The organism is Streptomyces klenkii, assembly GCF_003626645.1.
Taxonomy (GTDB): domain Bacteria; phylum Actinomycetota; class Actinomycetes; order Streptomycetales; family Streptomycetaceae; genus Streptomyces; species Streptomyces klenkii.
This window is the reverse complement of sequence record NZ_RBAM01000002.1, coordinates 559029-573190: the sequence shown is the minus strand read 5'-3', so window position 1 is coordinate 573190 and position 14162 is coordinate 559029. Positions and strand designations below refer to the sequence as shown.

Below are 14162 nucleotides of genomic sequence, written 5' to 3'. Positions count from 1 at the left end.
TGCCCGCGCCACGGCAGGCGCACATCTCAACAGTAGGCCGCAGAAGGCTACGGCGGGCAGCGATCGGCAGCGGTTGCCCGATTGGGATCCGGCCTCTTGTAGCCATCTGGTATGCGCTGTAGGGGTAATGCCCACTGACTATGCGGGCATTACTCCGCTGGGGTGGCGACCGGTGTGCGGACCTGCCTTCCGGTGGCGGTGCCGCTCCGCGTGGGGCGGGTGGCGGCGGAGGTGACGAAGGGGGTACGGAGGGGGTGCGAAGGGGCTACCCGCACCCCCCGTCCGCTACGCCTCGCTATCGGCGCTCTTCTCCTCGCCCGCGCCCCCGGCCGCTTCCGCGCCCTCTTGCGGAACGGCCGCTTCGCGTGCGGCGTCGGGCCCTTCGGCGAGGAGCACGGCGAAGCCGTCCTCTTCCAGGACGGGCACCTTCAGCTGCATGGCCTTGTCGAACTTGGAGCCGGGGTTGTCGCCGACGACGACGAAGTCCGTCTTCTTCGACACCGAGCCGGTGACCTTGGCGCCGCGGCTCTGGAGGGCCTCCTTGGCGCCGTCGCGGGTGTACGCGGAGAGGGTGCCGGTGACGACGACGGTGAGGCCGGCCAGCGGGCGCGGGCCCTCGTCCTCGGCGGCCTCCTCCTCCATGCGGACGCCGGCGGCCCGCCACTTCTCGATGATCTCGCGGTGCCAGTCCTCGGCGAACCATTCCTTGACGGCCGCGGCGACGATCGGGCCGACGCCCTCGACGGCGGCCAGCTCCTCCTCGCTCGCCTCGGCGATGCGGTCGACGGAGCGGAACTCGCGGGCGAGGACGGCGGCCGAGACCGGGCCCACGTGACGGATGGACAGGCCGTTGATGATGCGGGCGAGGGGACGCTGCCTGGCCGCCCGGATGTTCTCCAGCATGGCCAGGGCGTTCTTCTTCGGCTCGCCCTTCTGGTTGGCGAAGAAGGTGACGACCTTCTCCTCCCCCGTCTTCGGGTCGCGCTTGGGCAGGCCGGAGTCCGGGTCCACGACGTAGGACTTGATGGGCAGCAGCTGTTCGATGGTCATGCCGAACAGGTCGCCCTCGTCCCGCAGGGGGGGCTCGGCGGGCTCCAGCGGCTGGGTGAGCGCCGTGGAGGCCACGTATCCGAGGTTCTCGATGTCGAGGCACTGGCGGCCGGCGAGATAGAAGAGGCGCTCGCGGATCTGGGCGGGGCAGGAGCGGGCGTTGGGGCAGCGGAGGTCGATGTCGCCCTCCTTCATGGGCCGCAGCCCCGTGCCGCACTCGGGGCACTCGGCGGGCATGACGAACTCCCGCTCCGTGCCGTCCCGCAGGTCGGCCACCGGGCCGAGGATCTCGGGGATGACGTCGCCCGCCTTGCGCAGCACGACGGTGTCGCCGATGAGGACGCCCTTGGCCTTGACGACGTCCTGGTTGTGCAGGGTGGCGAACTCGACCTCGGAGCCCGCGACGGTGATGGGCTCGACCACGGCGTACGGCGTGACGCGGCCCGTGCGGCCGACGCCCACGCGGATGTCGACCAGCTTGGTGTTGACCTCCTCGGGGGCGTACTTCCAGGCGATGGCCCAGCGGGGGGCGCGGGAGGTGGAGCCGAGGCGGCCCTGGAGGGGGATCTCGTCGAGCTTGACGACGACGCCGTCGATCTCGTGCTCCATGGAGTGGCGCACGTCGGGGTCGCCGTAGTGGGCGATGAACTTCCGCACGGCCGCCAGGTCGTCCACGACCGAGGCGTGCGCGGCCGTCGGCAGCCCCCACTCGCGCAGCAGTTCGTACGCCTGGGACTGGCGGTCGATCTCGAAGCCCTCGCGCGCGCCGATGCCGTGGACGACCATGTGCAGCGGCCGGGTGGCGGTGACGCGCGGGTCCTTCTGGCGCAGCGAGCCGGCGGCGGCGTTGCGCGGGTTGGCGAAGGGGGGCTTGCCGGCCTCCACCAGGCCCGCGTTGAGCTCCTCGAACTTCTCCATGGGGAAGTAGACCTCGCCGCGGACCTCGACGAGGGCCGGGACGCGGTCGCCTTCGAGGCGGTCGGGGATCTCGGCGATCGTGCGGACGTTGGGCGTGATGTCCTCGCCGGTGCGGCCGTCGCCGCGGGTGGCGGCGCGGGTCAGGCGGCCGTGCTCGTAGGTGAGGTTGACGGCGAGGCCGTCGACCTTGAGCTCGCACAGGAAGTGGTACGGGGTGCCGCCGCCGATGTCCTTGGCGATGCGCTCGGCCCAGGCGGTGAGCTCTTCGTCGTCGAAGGCGTTGTCGAGGGAGAGCATGCGCTCGCGGTGCTCGACGGCCGTGAACTCCGTTTCGTACGCCCCGGCGACCTTCTGCGTGGGCGAGTCGGGAGTGCGGAGCTCCGGATGCTCCTCCTCCAGGGCCTCCAGCGAGCGCAGCAGCTTGTCGAACTCGGCGTCGCTGATGACGGGGGCGTCCTTGACGTAATACCGGAAGCGGTGCTCCTCGATCTGCTCGGCGAGCAGCGCGTGCTTCTCCCGTGCCGGGGCGGGCACGGAGGAGCCCGCCGTGAGCTCTTCGCCCTGCTGCCCGCCCTGCCGTCCGCCCTGCTGTTCGACAGCCACCGTCTCGTCCTCCCGTTGATCCATGAGCGCCGTCACTCAGGGTTGTCTGCGAGTGATTTCGCCGCCCGGACGCAGTGGGCGAGGGCCGCGCGGGCATATGCGGGCGAAGCGCCCGCGAGCCCGCACGAGGGCGTGACGACCACGGACTCCGCGAGGGTCCCCGGTGCCAGCCCCAGCCTGCGCCACAGCGTCCTGACACCCATGACGCTACCGGCAGGGTCTGACAACGGGCCGTCCGTGCCGGGCACCACGCCCATGAAGAGTGCCGTGCCCGCCTCGACCGCCTCTCCCACCGCTTCTTCCTCACGCTCGGTGAAGAGCGAGAAATCGAACGAGATGCCTTGGAAGCCGGCCCGGCGCAGCAGCGCGAAGGGCACGCCGGGGGCGCACGTGTGGACGACGGGCGCCTGGCCGGTGGCCTCGCGGGCCACGGTCACGAGGTCGCGCAGGGCGCCCTCGACGACGGCGCGGTCGACGGCCCGGTAGGTGCGGTAGCCGCTGGCGGTGCGCACCCGCCCGGTGAGGACGGCGGTCAGGGACGGCTCGTCCAGCTGGAGCACGATCCGGGCGCCGGGCACCCGCCGCCGCACGTCGGCGAGATGCTCGCGCAGGCCCTCGGCGAGGGAGGCGGCGAGGTCGCGGCATGCGCCGGCGTCGCCGAGGGCGGCCTCGCCGCCGCGCAGCTCCAGGGCCGCCGCGAGGGTCCAGGGGCCGACGGCGGAGACCTTGAGCGCGCCCTCGTAGCCCTGGGTGTACTCCTCCAGGGCGTCCAGGTCCTCGCCCAGCCACGAGCGGGCGCGCTTGGTGTCGCGCCCGGGGCGGTCGCTGATGCGCCATCCGCTGGGCTCGACGTGCGCGTAGACGTCGACCAGCAGGCCGGTGGTGCGCCCGATCATGTCGGCGCCGGGGCCGCGGGCGGGCAGCTCCGGCAGGTACGGCAGGGCCTCCAGGGACCCGGTGACGGTCTTCGCGGCCTCGCGGGCGTCGCCCCCGGGCATCGACCCGACGCCGGTGGCCGCCCCGGTGCCCCAGCTCTTCCCCGCCGCCTGCGGACGGCTGCCGGGCTCCTGCTCGTTGTTGCTCTTGTCGCTCACGCAGGAAGCCTACGGGGCGCGTGGCGGCCGCCGCGCAGGCCGGCGGGGCGGGCGCCGCGGCCGCGCGGCGCCCCCGGGGTTCGCCGCCCCGGGGGCGCCGGGCGGAGGGGACTCAGGCCTGAGCGCCCGGCCGGACCGACAGGTCGTTGATCTCCGCGTCGCGCGGGAGGTCGATCGCCAGCAGGATCGTCGTCGCGACCGACTCGGGGTCGATCCACCGCGACGGGTCGTACGGCTTGCCCTCCTGCTGGTGCACCTTCGCCTGCATCGGGGTCGCGGTGCGGCCCGGGTAGACGCTGGTGACGCGGACGCCGGCCGCGTGCTCCTCGGCGCGCAGCGAGTCCGCGAGCGCCTTCAGGCCGTGCTTGCTCGCGGCGTACGCGCTCCACGTGGCGTGGGTGTTGAGCCCGGCGCCGGAGTTGACGAAGAGGACGTGGCCCTTCGTCACGCGCAGCTGCGGCAGGAACAGCCGGGTCAGCTCCGCCGGGGAGACCAGGTTGGCGGCGAGCGTGCTGTTCCACGTCTTGGGCGTGAGCTCGCCGACGGCGCCGAGTTCGACGACGCCCGCGATGTGCAGGAGCGTGTCGACGCGGTCCGGCAGCGGCTGCTTGTCGAGGGCCCAGGAGAGCCGGTCCGGGTTGGCCAGGTCGGCCACGAGCGTGCGGGCGCCGGGGAACTCCGCGGCCAGCTCCCTGGCCCGGCCCGCGTCGCGCGCGAAGAGGTGGACCTCGTCGCCCCGGTCGAGGAGCCGGCGCGCGACCGCCGCCCCGATGCCGGAGCCGGCCCCGGTGATCAGATGTGTTGCCATGGGAGCCAGCTTGCCCTACGGCGGGGGCCGGTGCGCAGCCGCGGGCTAGCGCAGGCCCGCGGACTCCTCCAGGTACGCCATCGCGCCCAGCCCGTCCTCGGCGAAGAAGACGAGGGCGGTCAGCGGCAGGGGCAGGAAGCCCTCGTCCTCCATGCGCTGGAACTGCGCCTTGAGGCCGTCGTAGAAGCCGGCCGTGTTGAGCAGGACGACGGGCTTGTCGTGGATGCCGTGCTTCTTCAGCTCCAGGATCTCCGTCGCCTCGTCCAGCGTGCCGGTGCCGCCCACCATGATGACGACGGCGTCGGCGCGCGCGAGCAACTGCGCCTTGCGCTCGGCGAGGTCGCGGGTGACGACCATCTCGTCGGCGTTCTTGCGCGCCCGCGCGGCGAGGAACTCGACCGACACGCCGACCAGCCGGCCGCCGTTCTCCTGCACGCCGTCGGCCATGACCTTCATCAGGCCGGACTCGGAACCTCCCCACACCAGTGTGTGCCCGCCGCGGCCGATGAGTTCGGCGAACTCGCGGGCGGGGGCGGTGTAGCGGGCATCGAGGTCGGCGGCGGAGCAGAAGACGGCGATGTTCATGAACGCCACCGTACGTGCCGTCCGTACGGGGTCGTACGGACGGGCCCCCTGTGGGCTGTTTTCGGACCCTTTCCCGGCTCTCCCTGTCCCCGTTACGGCCCCGTTCGGTTGCGGGTTCGTCACAGGGAGCGGCCTGGTTTGGCGCCTTGTAAGCGCGCTGTTAGCGTGACGTGCACTCGTCAGCCGGGCGTCAAACAGGCGCTGTTTCCAGCCAATTCATCGGGGGAATTTTCCAGTGAAGCTTCGTCATGTCCGCGCGGCCGCCGTCTTCGGAATCGCCGTCGTCGCCCTGACCGGAGCCCGCGGGCACCACGGCGGCGGTTGCAGCGGCGGCAGCTCCAGCCACCACAGCAGCAGCTCCACCTCGGGCGGCACCACGACGACGGGCGGCACGAGCGGCGGCAGCACGAGCACGGACGGCGGCCTCACCACGGGTGGCACCACCACCAGCGGCTCCACGAGCGGCGGCACGTCCACCAGCGGGCTCACCTCGGGCGGCACCACCACCGGCGGCAGCAGCGCGAACGCCTCCCGCGACCTCAAGATCGTCAGCTGTGACTACAGCGATGCCCGCGGCATCACCGCGAAGATCAGCGTCACCAACCCCAGCCTGACGGACAGCAACACCTACACGTTCTCGGTGAAGTTCACCGACGCGACCGGCGCCCTCATCGGCACCCGCAACCGCACCATCCCCTTCGTCGGCCCCGGCAAGACCGACACGCAGGACGTCTCCCAGGTGTACGTGCCGAAGGCGGGCGCGAGCGTCAGCGGCAAGTGCGAGGTCAACAACGTGACCCGCACCAAGTCCAACTGAGCCCGGCCGGCCTCTTAGGGCCGCGCGGGTCAGGCGCTGCGCGCCGCCTGCGCGGCCCGCGCGCGTTCGGTCGTGGCGATCGTGGCCGAGCCGACCACGCGCGTGCCGTCGTACAGCACGATCGCCTGGCCCGGGGCCACGCCGCGGACCGGCTCCGCGAAGGACACCCGCAGCTCGTCCCCGACGAGCTCCGCCGTCACCTCGGTCTCGCCGCCGTGGGCGCGCAGCTGGGCCGTGTACGTGCCGGGACCCTGCGGGGCCGCGCCGCACCAGCGGGGGCGGATGGCGGTCAGGGCGGCGACGTCCAGCGCCTCCACCGGGCCCACCGTCACGGTGTTGTTCACCGGCGAGATGTCCAGGACGTAGCGCGGCTTGCCGTCCGGGGCGGGGTGGCCGATGCGCAGGCCCTTGCGCTGGCCGATCGTGAAGCCGTACGCGCCCTCGTGCGTGCCCACCTTCGCGCCCGTCTCGTCGACGATGTCGCCGTCGGCCTTGCCGAGGCGCTTCGCCAGGAAGCCGCGGGTGTCGCCGTCGGCGATGAAGCAGATGTCGTGGCTGTCCGGCTTCTTCGCCACGGCCAGGCCGCGGCGCTCCGCCTCCGCGCGGATCTCGTCCTTCGTGGTGACCGTGTCGCCCAGCGGGAACATCGCGTGGGCGAGCTGCCGGTCGTCCAGCACGCCGAGGACGTACGACTGGTCCTTGGCCATGTCGCTGGCGCGGTGCAGCTCGCGCGTGCCGTCCTCGTTGACGAGGACCGTGGCGTAGTGGCCCGTGCACACCGCGTCGAAGCCGAGCGCGAGCGCCTTGTCGAGCAGCGCCGCGAACTTGATCTTCTCGTTGCAGCGGAGGCAGGGGTTGGGCGTGCGGCCCGCCTCGTACTCGGCGACGAAGTCCTCCACGACGTCCTCGCGGAAGCGTTCCGCCAGGTCCCAGCAGTAGAACGGGATGCCGATCACGTCCGCGGCGCGGCGGGCGTCGCGGGAGTCCTCGATCGTGCAGCAGCCGCGGGCGCCCGTCCGGAACGACTGCGGGTTCGCGGACAGCGCGAGGTGCACGCCGGTCACGTCGTGCCCGGCCTCGGCGGCGCGGGCCGCGGCGACGGCGGAGTCGACGCCACCGGACATGGCGGCGAGCACGCGGAGCCCCTTGCGGGGGGCGTTGAGGTCGGGGGCACCGGGGAAGTCAGTCATAACCCTTCCAGAGTACGGGGGCGCCCGGCGTCGTGGCGTCCGGGTTTCCGGCGCGGGCCGGGACGACGGCGTCGCGCCCCCGCCGCCGCGGCGCTGAGCGGCGGTGCCTGATCCGCATCGGGCGATCATGCGGCGGAACCGGGGACCGGATCGTGGGCGTTGGGTGGGGAGGGAGCGGCACTCGGGGGTGGGGATGGGTTCGGAGCGTATTTCCCGGCGAGGGGTGCTGATCGGCGGCGCCGGTGTCGTCGTGGGCGCCGGCACCGCCGGGTACGCCGGGCGCGACGAGATCCGGCGCTGGTGGTGGCGGGCCTCCGGGCGGGAGAGACCCCGTACGGACGGCGCGGTCGACCACGCCGGTGCCGAGTGGGCCGCCGCGTCGTCCGCGAACTGGCGGCGCGCGTCGCGGCCGGACGACTACGCCGTCGACCGCGTCGTGATCCACGTCGTCCAGGGCAGCTACGGCGACGCCCTCCGCGTCTTCCGCGACCCCCTGCACGAGGCCGCCGCGCACTACGTCGTGCGCAAGGACGGGCACGTCGCCCAGACCGTCCGCGAGCTGGACGTGGCCTTCCACTCGGGGAACCGCGCCTTCAACGAGCGCAGCATCGGCATCGAGCACGAGGGCTACGTGGACCGCCCCGCCGGCTTCACGGACGCCATGTACGCCGCCTCGGCCCGCCTCGCGGCGGACATCTGCGCCCGGTACGGGATCCCCGTGGACCGCACGCACCTCGTCGCCCACTCCGAGGTGCCGGGGACCGATCACACCGACCCCGGCCCCCACTGGAACTGGAACCGCTACCTGCGACTCGTCAAGCTCGCGAAAGAAGCAAGGGAAGCAAAGGAAGCGAAGGAAGCAGCCGCTAGCTGAGGCCCGCCGTGCGGGCCCGTTCCACCACGGGGCCGATGGCGTCCACCACGGCGGCCACGTCGGCCGCCGTGGACGTGTGCCCCAGGGAGAAACGGAGCGTGCCCCGGGCCAGGTCCGCGTCGGTGCCCGTGGCGAGGACGACGTGGCTCGGCTGGGCCACGCCCGCGGTGCACGCGGAGCCCGTGGAGCACTCGATGCCCCGGGCATCGAGGAGGAGCAGCAAGGAGTCACCCTCGCAGCCGGGGAAGGAGAAGTGCGCGTTGGCGGGCAGGCGGCCGGCCGGGTCGGGGTCGCCGCCCAGGACGGCGTCGGGGACGGCGGCCCGCACCCCGGCGATCAGCTCGTCGCGCAGGGCGCCGACCTCGCGGGCGAAGTCCGCGCGCCGGGCGGCGGCGAGCTCGCCGGCGACGGCGAAGGCGGCGACCGCGGGCACGTCGAGCGTGCCGGAGCGCACGTGGCGCTCCTGGCCGCCGCCGTGGAGCAGCGGCACGGGTGCGTACTGGCGGCCCAGGAGCAGCGCGCCGATCCCGTACGGCCCGCCGATCTTGTGCCCGCTGACCGTCATGGCGGCGAGCCCGGAGCCGGCGAAGCCGACGTCCAGCTGGCCGAAGGCCTGGACGGCGTCCGAGTGCAGGGGCACGCCGAACTCGGCGGCCGCCGCGGCGAGTTCGCGCACCGGCATGACGGTGCCGATCTCGTTGTTGGCCCACATCACCGTGGCCAGGGCGACGTCCCCGGGCTCGCGGGCTATGGCCTCGCGCAGCGCGTCGGGGTGGACCCGCCCGTGGGCGTCGACGGGGAGGTACTCGACGGTCGCGCCCTCGTGGGTGGCGAGCCAGTCGACGGCGTCGAGCACGGCGTGGTGCTCGACGGGGCTGGTCAGGACGCGCGTACGGGCGGGGTCGGCGGCCCGGCGGGCCCAGTACAGCCCCTTGACGGCGAGGTTGTCGGCTTCGGTGCCGCCCGCGGTGAACACGACTTCGCTGGGGCGCGCGCCGAGCGCCGCGGCGAGGGACTCGCGCGCCTCCTCGACGGTGCGGCGCGCACGCCGCCCGGCGGCGTGCAGCGAGGAGGCGTTTCCGGTGAGGGCGAGCTGGGCGGTCATCGCCTGCACCGCCTCCGGAAGCATCGGGGTGGTGGCGGCGTGGTCGAGGTAGGCCATGATGGGCACGATTCTACGAGGCCGGGTCCGGAACAGTACCGGGCGTTCCGGACCCGGGCGTCCGTACGGGCCGGGGGCCGCCGCGGCGGCCCCCGCCGGGCCGCCCGGAGCTCCCCGCCCCCCTCACTTCCGCGGGGCGGCCGCCAGCTGCCGGGACTGGGCCACGAGCCGGTCCTCGCTGTCCCAGACCTCGGCGTCCTCCTCCAGGAAGCCGCCCGCGAGGTTGCGCGTGGTGATGGCGATGCGGACGGGGCCGGGGGCGGGCCGGCAGCGGATGTGGGCGGTCAGCTCGACGGTGGGCACCCAGCCGGTCAGGCCCATCTCGAACGTCGTGGGCGGCAGGGCGTCGACGGCGAGCAGCAGGGCGAGCGGGTCCATGGGGCGGCCGTCGGCGAGCCCGAACCAGCCGCGCATCTCGCCGCGGCCGCTGGGCGCGCCGGCCGCCCAGCCGGCGGTCGCGGGGTCGAGGCGGATGTCGAGGCGGCGGGCGATCTCGGAGAGGGGGTGGGAGCCGTCGTCGTGCTCCTTGCCCAGGCAGTGCTCGTACGGGGGAAGGGCCGGGGGCTTGGCCGTGGTGCGGACGTCGTCGCTGAGGGCGCCGAGGTCGCCGTAGGTGGCGAGGACGCGGATCCGCTCGACCTCGGCGCCGTCCGCGTCGTACTGGAGGAGGGAGGCCTGGCCGGTGGAGAGGGCGCGGCCGGTGCGCACGGTCTGCGTGCGGACGACGGCGGGGCCGGGCCGGCTGACCGAGAGGTAGTGCGCGGTGATGGTGAACGGGTCGGAGTGGGGCAGCTCCGCGGCGAGGCCCCGGCCGAGCACGGCCAGGAGGAATCCGCCGTTGACCGCGCCGCCGATGGTCCACCCGGCAGGAAGCTCCGCTTCGTACACGCCGGAGCCGCCGGGGCTGCCGGGGCCGCGCGGGGTCAGCGCGGTGTCACGGTCGAATTCGCTGTCACCGATGGTTGCCTGTGCCATGCCGGTCACGCTACACCCGGGAGTTACTCACCGGTAGGTTCTGTGTGAAGGATCAACGAACCGGCCCCCCGGACGGCGCCGCACCACACCCTCACACCTCTTCCGTGGCCGCGCTCCGCCGGTGCCACGCCCGCGGCGCCCGCCAGTGGAAGCGCATCGCGAGCAGCCGCAGCACGAACGCCGTCACCACGGGCACCGCGTACGCCGGGCCCTCCAGCGCGCCGAAGCGGAGCAGCAGCGCGGCCAGCGCGGCGCCGACCATGGCCGGCACGGCGTACAGGTCGCGGTCCCAGCGCAGCAGCGACGGCACCTCGTGCGCGAGTATGTCGCGCAGCACGCCGCCGCCGACCGCCGTGGCCAGCCCGAGCGTCGCGGCGAAGACGAGGCCGAGCCCGTGCCCGTACGCCTTGACCGTGCCGGTGACGCAGAACAGCCCGAGGCCCGCCGCGTCGAAGACCCCCACCGCCTTGGTGATCCGCTCGACCTCCGGGTGCAGGAAGAAGACGATCACCGTGGCGAGCAGCGGGGTGAGGAAGTAGCCGAGGTCGGTGAAGGCCGCGGGCGGCACGGCACCGATGATCACGTCCCGGATCAGCCCGCCGCCCAGCGCCGTGACCTCCGCCAGGACCGCCATGCCGAAGACGTCGAAGTTCTTCCGCACGGCGAGCAGGGCGCCGGAGATCGCGAAGACGAAGATCCCTGCGATGTCCAGCGAATGCTGGACGGAGGGACTGAACAGGTCGATGAGCACCAGACATTCTTACTCGGCCCGGCGGCACTTCCGGACGCTCATCCTCCGGCGGCCCCCGCCGCTGCCGCCTCCGGCGCGTTCTCCGGGTGGTGGCAGGCCACCTGGTGGCCCGGTTCGAGCGCCAGCAGCGGCGGCTCCTGCGCCTTGCACACGTCGGTCGCCTTCCAGCACCGGGTGTGGAAGCGGCAGCCGGACGGCGGCGAGATCGGCGAGGGCACATCGCCCTTGAGCAGAATGCGCTCCCGCTTCGTGCGCCGCTTGGGGTCCGGCACCGGCACCGCGGACAGCAGCGCCTTGGTGTAGGGGTGCATCGGCTTCGCGTAGAGCGAGGTGCGGTCGGTGAGCTCCACGAGCTTGCCGAGGTACATGACGGCGATGCGGTCCGAGACGTGGCGGATGACCGACAGGTCGTGCGCGATGATCACGTACGTGAGCCCGAGCTCGTCCTGGAGGTCGTCGAGCAGGTTGACCACCTGGGCCTGGATCGAGACGTCCAGCGCGGAGACCGGCTCGTCCGCGACGACGAGCTTCGGCTTGAGCGCGAGCGCCCGCGCGATGCCGATGCGCTGCCGCTGGCCGCCGGAGAACTCGTGCGGGTAGCGGTTGTAGTGCTCCGGGCTGAGCCCCACCAGCTCCAGGAGCCGCTGGACCTCCTTCTTCACCCCGCCCTCGGGCGTGATGCCCTGGAGCTTGAAGGGCGCGCCGACGATGGTGCCGACGGTGTGCCGGGGGTTCAGCGACGAGTACGGGTCCTGGAAGATCATCTGGATGTCGCGGCGCAGCGGGCGCATCCCGGCCACGCCGAGGTGGCTGATGTCCTTGCCGCGGAACGTGACGCGGCCGCCCGTCGGCTCCAGCAGCCGGGTGATCAGCCGCCCCATGGTGGACTTCCCGCAGCCGGACTCCCCCACCACGCCCAGGGTCTCCCCCGTGCGGACGTCGAAGGTGAGGCCGTCCACGGCCTGGACGGCGCCGACCTGCCGGCGCAGCAGTCCCTTGGTGATCGGGAAGTGCTTGACCAGGCCGTCGACCGTGAGGAGGGCCTCGGGCCCGTCGGACGGCGCCTGCTGCCCGGGAATCGTCATCGCGTGGTCCTCATGGTCCTCGTGGTCGTCATGTCTTCGCGGGCCTCACGGTCCTCGTGGGCCTCTTGGTCCTCGTGGGGCCTCACAGCTTCGGTGCAATCTCTTCGGTCCAGATGCGGGTCCGCTCCTCCTCGGCCATGTGGCAGGCGGACCAGTGCTGCCCGCCCCCCGGGCCGCCGGCGGCCCCCGTCACCAGCCGCAGCTCGGGCCGCTCCGTGCGGGTGATCCCGCCCGCGGGCACGTCCGCGTACGGGCAGCGCGGGTTGAAGGCGCAGCCGGAGGGGATGTTGATGAGGCTGGGCGGGGAGCCCTTGACGGGGATCAGCCGCTCGGTCTGCTCGCGGTCGATGCGCGGCATGGAGCCGAGCAGGCCCCAGGTGTACGGGTGCCGGGGTGCGGAGAAGAGCTGCTCGGCGGGCCCGCGCTCCACGCAGCGGCCGCCGTACATGACGAGGATGTCGTCGGCCAGCTCGGCGACGACGCCGAGGTCGTGGGTGATGACGATGACGGCCGAGCCGAACTCCTTCTGCAAGTCGCGGATGAGGTCGAGGATCTGCGCCTGGACGGTGACGTCCAGGGCGGTGGTCGGCTCGTCCGCGATGAGCAGCTCGGGGTTGTTGACCAGCGCCATGGCGATCATGGCGCGCTGGCGCATGCCGCCGGAGAACTGGTGGGGGTAGTCGTCGACGCGGCGGTCGGGCTGCGGGATGCCGACGCGGTCCAGCAGCTCGACGGCCCGTTTGCGGGCGGTCTTCTTGCCGGCGTCGCTGTGGTGCACGCGGTACGCCTCGACGATCTGGTGGCCGATCGTGAAGTACGGGTGCATGGCGGACAGCGGGTCCTGGAAGATCATCGCCATCTCGCGGCCGCGCAGCCTCCGCACCTCGTCGGGGTCGGCGCTCATCAGCTCCTTGCCGTCGAGCCAGATCTCACCGGAGATCCGGGCCTTGCCGCGCCCGTACTGGCCGACGGTGTGCAGGCCCATGATGCCGAGCGAGGTGACCGACTTGCCCGAGCCGGACTCGCCGACGATGCCGAGCGTCCTGCCCTTCTCCAGCTGGAAGGAGAGCCCGTCGACGGACTTGACCAGTCCGTCGTCGGTGGGGAAGTGGATGCGCAGGTCGCGCACGTCGAGAAAGGCGGTGGGGGGCTCCCCCGGGCCGGATGCGGGGCCGGAGGCGGGGCTGGGCGCGGCGGCGGTGGTCACGAGAGCCTCACTCGGGGGTCGATCACGGCGTACAGGAGGTCCACGACCAGGTTGGCGAAGACGACGGCGGAGGCCGTGATGAGCGTGACGCCGAGGATCATCGGCAGGTCGCGTTCGTTGATGGCCGCCACCGCGGCCTGGCCGAGGCCGGGCAGGCTGAAGGCCGTCTCGGTGAGGATGGCGCCGCCGACCAGCGCCCCGAGGTCCATGCCGAGCACGGTGAGGATCGGGGTCATGGTGGAGCGCATCGCGTGCTTGCCGATGACGACGGGCTCGGCGAGCCCCTTGGCGCGGGCGGTGCGGATGTAGTCCTCGCCGAGCACTTCCAGCATGGTGGCGCGGGTCAGCCGCGCGTACATCGCCGCGTAGAGGAAGGCGAGGGTGACCCAGGGCAGGATCAGGCCGCCGAACCAGCTCCCGGGGTCGTCCCCGAAGGAGGTGTACTCGCCGCCGACCCAGCCGAGCTTGTACTTGAAGACCGCGAGCGAGAGCAGGGCGGTGAAGTAGATCGGCAGGGAGACGCCGCTGAGCGCCACGGTCATGGCGGTGCGGTCCCAGACGGTGCCGCGCTTGAGGGCGGAGACGACGCCGGTCAGGACGCCGCCGGTGACCCACAGCACGCAGGCGCCGCCGGCGAGCGAGAGGGTGACGGGCAGCCTGCTCGTCAGCTCGGGCCAGATGGGGCTCTCGTGCCGGAAGGAGTAGCCGAAGCAGGGTGCCGGGCAGTGGACGGAGTCGTTCGCGCTGGCGTAGTCCCGGCCGGCGAAGATCCCCCTGACGAAGTTCCAGAACTGCTCCAGGATCGGCTCGCCGAGCCCCAGCTTCTGCCGGATGCCCTCGATGGCCGCCGGGTCGGCCTGCTTGCCGACGTACATCAGCGCGGGGTCGGACCCGGTGAACTTCGGGATCGCGAAGAAGATGCCGAAGGTCACGAGGATGACCACGAGCAGCATCACGATGACGGCGAACAGCCGCCTGACGATGTAAGCGAACACTGCGGTCGGCCCGGCGGCGGCCCGGCGGCGCCCCCCTGGGGAAGAGGG

13 protein-coding genes are annotated in these 14162 nt (G+C 72.8%); 2 read left to right on the top strand and 11 right to left on the bottom strand.

All coding sequences use genetic code 11. The features are described from left to right. Window positions 1-285: 285 nt before the first annotated feature. From ligA to D7231_RS05910, 4 genes are all read right to left on the bottom strand, one after another. Complete coding sequence (gene ligA, locus D7231_RS05925; RefSeq protein WP_391473982.1) at window positions 286-2571, bottom strand: NAD-dependent DNA ligase LigA; 2286 nt, start codon at window positions 2569-2571, stop codon at window positions 286-288. Between the two features lie 32 nt (window positions 2572-2603). After that, complete coding sequence (locus D7231_RS05920) at window positions 2604-3665, bottom strand: methionine synthase (protein ID WP_120753848.1); 1062 nt, start codon at window positions 3663-3665, stop codon at window positions 2604-2606. A gap of 112 nt (window positions 3666-3777) precedes the next feature. Continuing rightward, a complete protein-coding gene (locus D7231_RS05915; protein ID WP_120753847.1) occupies window positions 3778-4473 on the bottom strand; it encodes an SDR family oxidoreductase in 696 nt (231 codons plus the stop codon). Window positions 4474-4518: 45 nt separating this feature from the next. After that, complete coding sequence (locus tag D7231_RS05910; protein ID WP_120754017.1) at window positions 4519-5058, bottom strand: LOG family protein; 540 nt, start codon at window positions 5056-5058, stop codon at window positions 4519-4521. 235 nt (window positions 5059-5293) lie between these two features. Here D7231_RS05910 and D7231_RS05905 point away from each other — a divergent pair, with 235 nt between their 5' ends. Beyond that, entirely contained in the window at window positions 5294-5875 is a 582-nt protein-coding gene (locus tag D7231_RS05905; RefSeq protein WP_120753846.1) for a hypothetical protein, read from the top strand. Between the two features lie 29 nt (window positions 5876-5904). Here D7231_RS05905 and mnmA read toward each other — a convergent pair whose 3' ends face one another. Next, entirely contained in the window at window positions 5905-7065 is a 1161-nt protein-coding gene (gene mnmA, locus D7231_RS05900) for a tRNA 2-thiouridine(34) synthase MnmA (RefSeq protein WP_120753845.1), read from the bottom strand. A gap of 193 nt (window positions 7066-7258) precedes the next feature. On the opposite strand from mnmA, the gene D7231_RS05895 reads away from it, so the two are divergent. Beyond that, window positions 7259-7939 (top strand): N-acetylmuramoyl-L-alanine amidase, encoded by a 681-nt coding sequence (locus D7231_RS05895; protein ID WP_241999587.1) that lies wholly within the window; start codon window positions 7259-7261, stop codon window positions 7937-7939. Here D7231_RS05895 and D7231_RS05890 read toward each other — a convergent pair. From D7231_RS05890 to D7231_RS05865, 6 genes are all read right to left on the bottom strand, one after another. Further along, complete coding sequence (locus tag D7231_RS05890; RefSeq protein ID WP_120753843.1) at window positions 7932-9101, bottom strand: cysteine desulfurase family protein; 1170 nt, start codon at window positions 9099-9101, stop codon at window positions 7932-7934. The two genes, D7231_RS05895 and D7231_RS05890, sit on opposite strands and share 8 nt — an antisense overlap. A 123-nt stretch (window positions 9102-9224) precedes the next feature. Further along, window positions 9225-10076 carry a thioesterase family protein gene (locus D7231_RS05885; protein ID WP_120753842.1) on the bottom strand — a complete coding sequence of 284 codons (852 nt, stop codon included), beginning with the start codon at window positions 10074-10076 and terminating at the stop codon, window positions 9225-9227. A gap of 91 nt (window positions 10077-10167) precedes the next feature. Then, window positions 10168-10827: a trimeric intracellular cation channel family protein gene (locus D7231_RS05880; RefSeq protein WP_120753841.1), complete on the bottom strand. Its 660-nt coding sequence runs from the start codon at window positions 10825-10827 to the stop codon at window positions 10168-10170. Window positions 10828-10865: 38 nt separating this feature from the next. Then, window positions 10866-11912, bottom strand: coding sequence for an ABC transporter ATP-binding protein (locus tag D7231_RS05875; RefSeq protein WP_120753840.1), 1047 nt, complete (start codon window positions 11910-11912; stop codon window positions 10866-10868). An 82-nt stretch (window positions 11913-11994) separates the two neighbouring features. After that, window positions 11995-13119: an ABC transporter ATP-binding protein gene (locus tag D7231_RS05870; protein ID WP_120753839.1), complete on the bottom strand. Its 1125-nt coding sequence runs from the start codon at window positions 13117-13119 to the stop codon at window positions 11995-11997. After that, window positions 13116-14114, bottom strand: a complete 999-nt coding sequence (locus D7231_RS05865; RefSeq protein ID WP_120753838.1) for an ABC transporter permease — start codon at window positions 14112-14114, stop codon at window positions 13116-13118. The genes D7231_RS05870 and D7231_RS05865 overlap by 4 nt, the downstream gene beginning before the upstream one ends. Window positions 14115-14162: the final 48 nt, after the last annotated feature.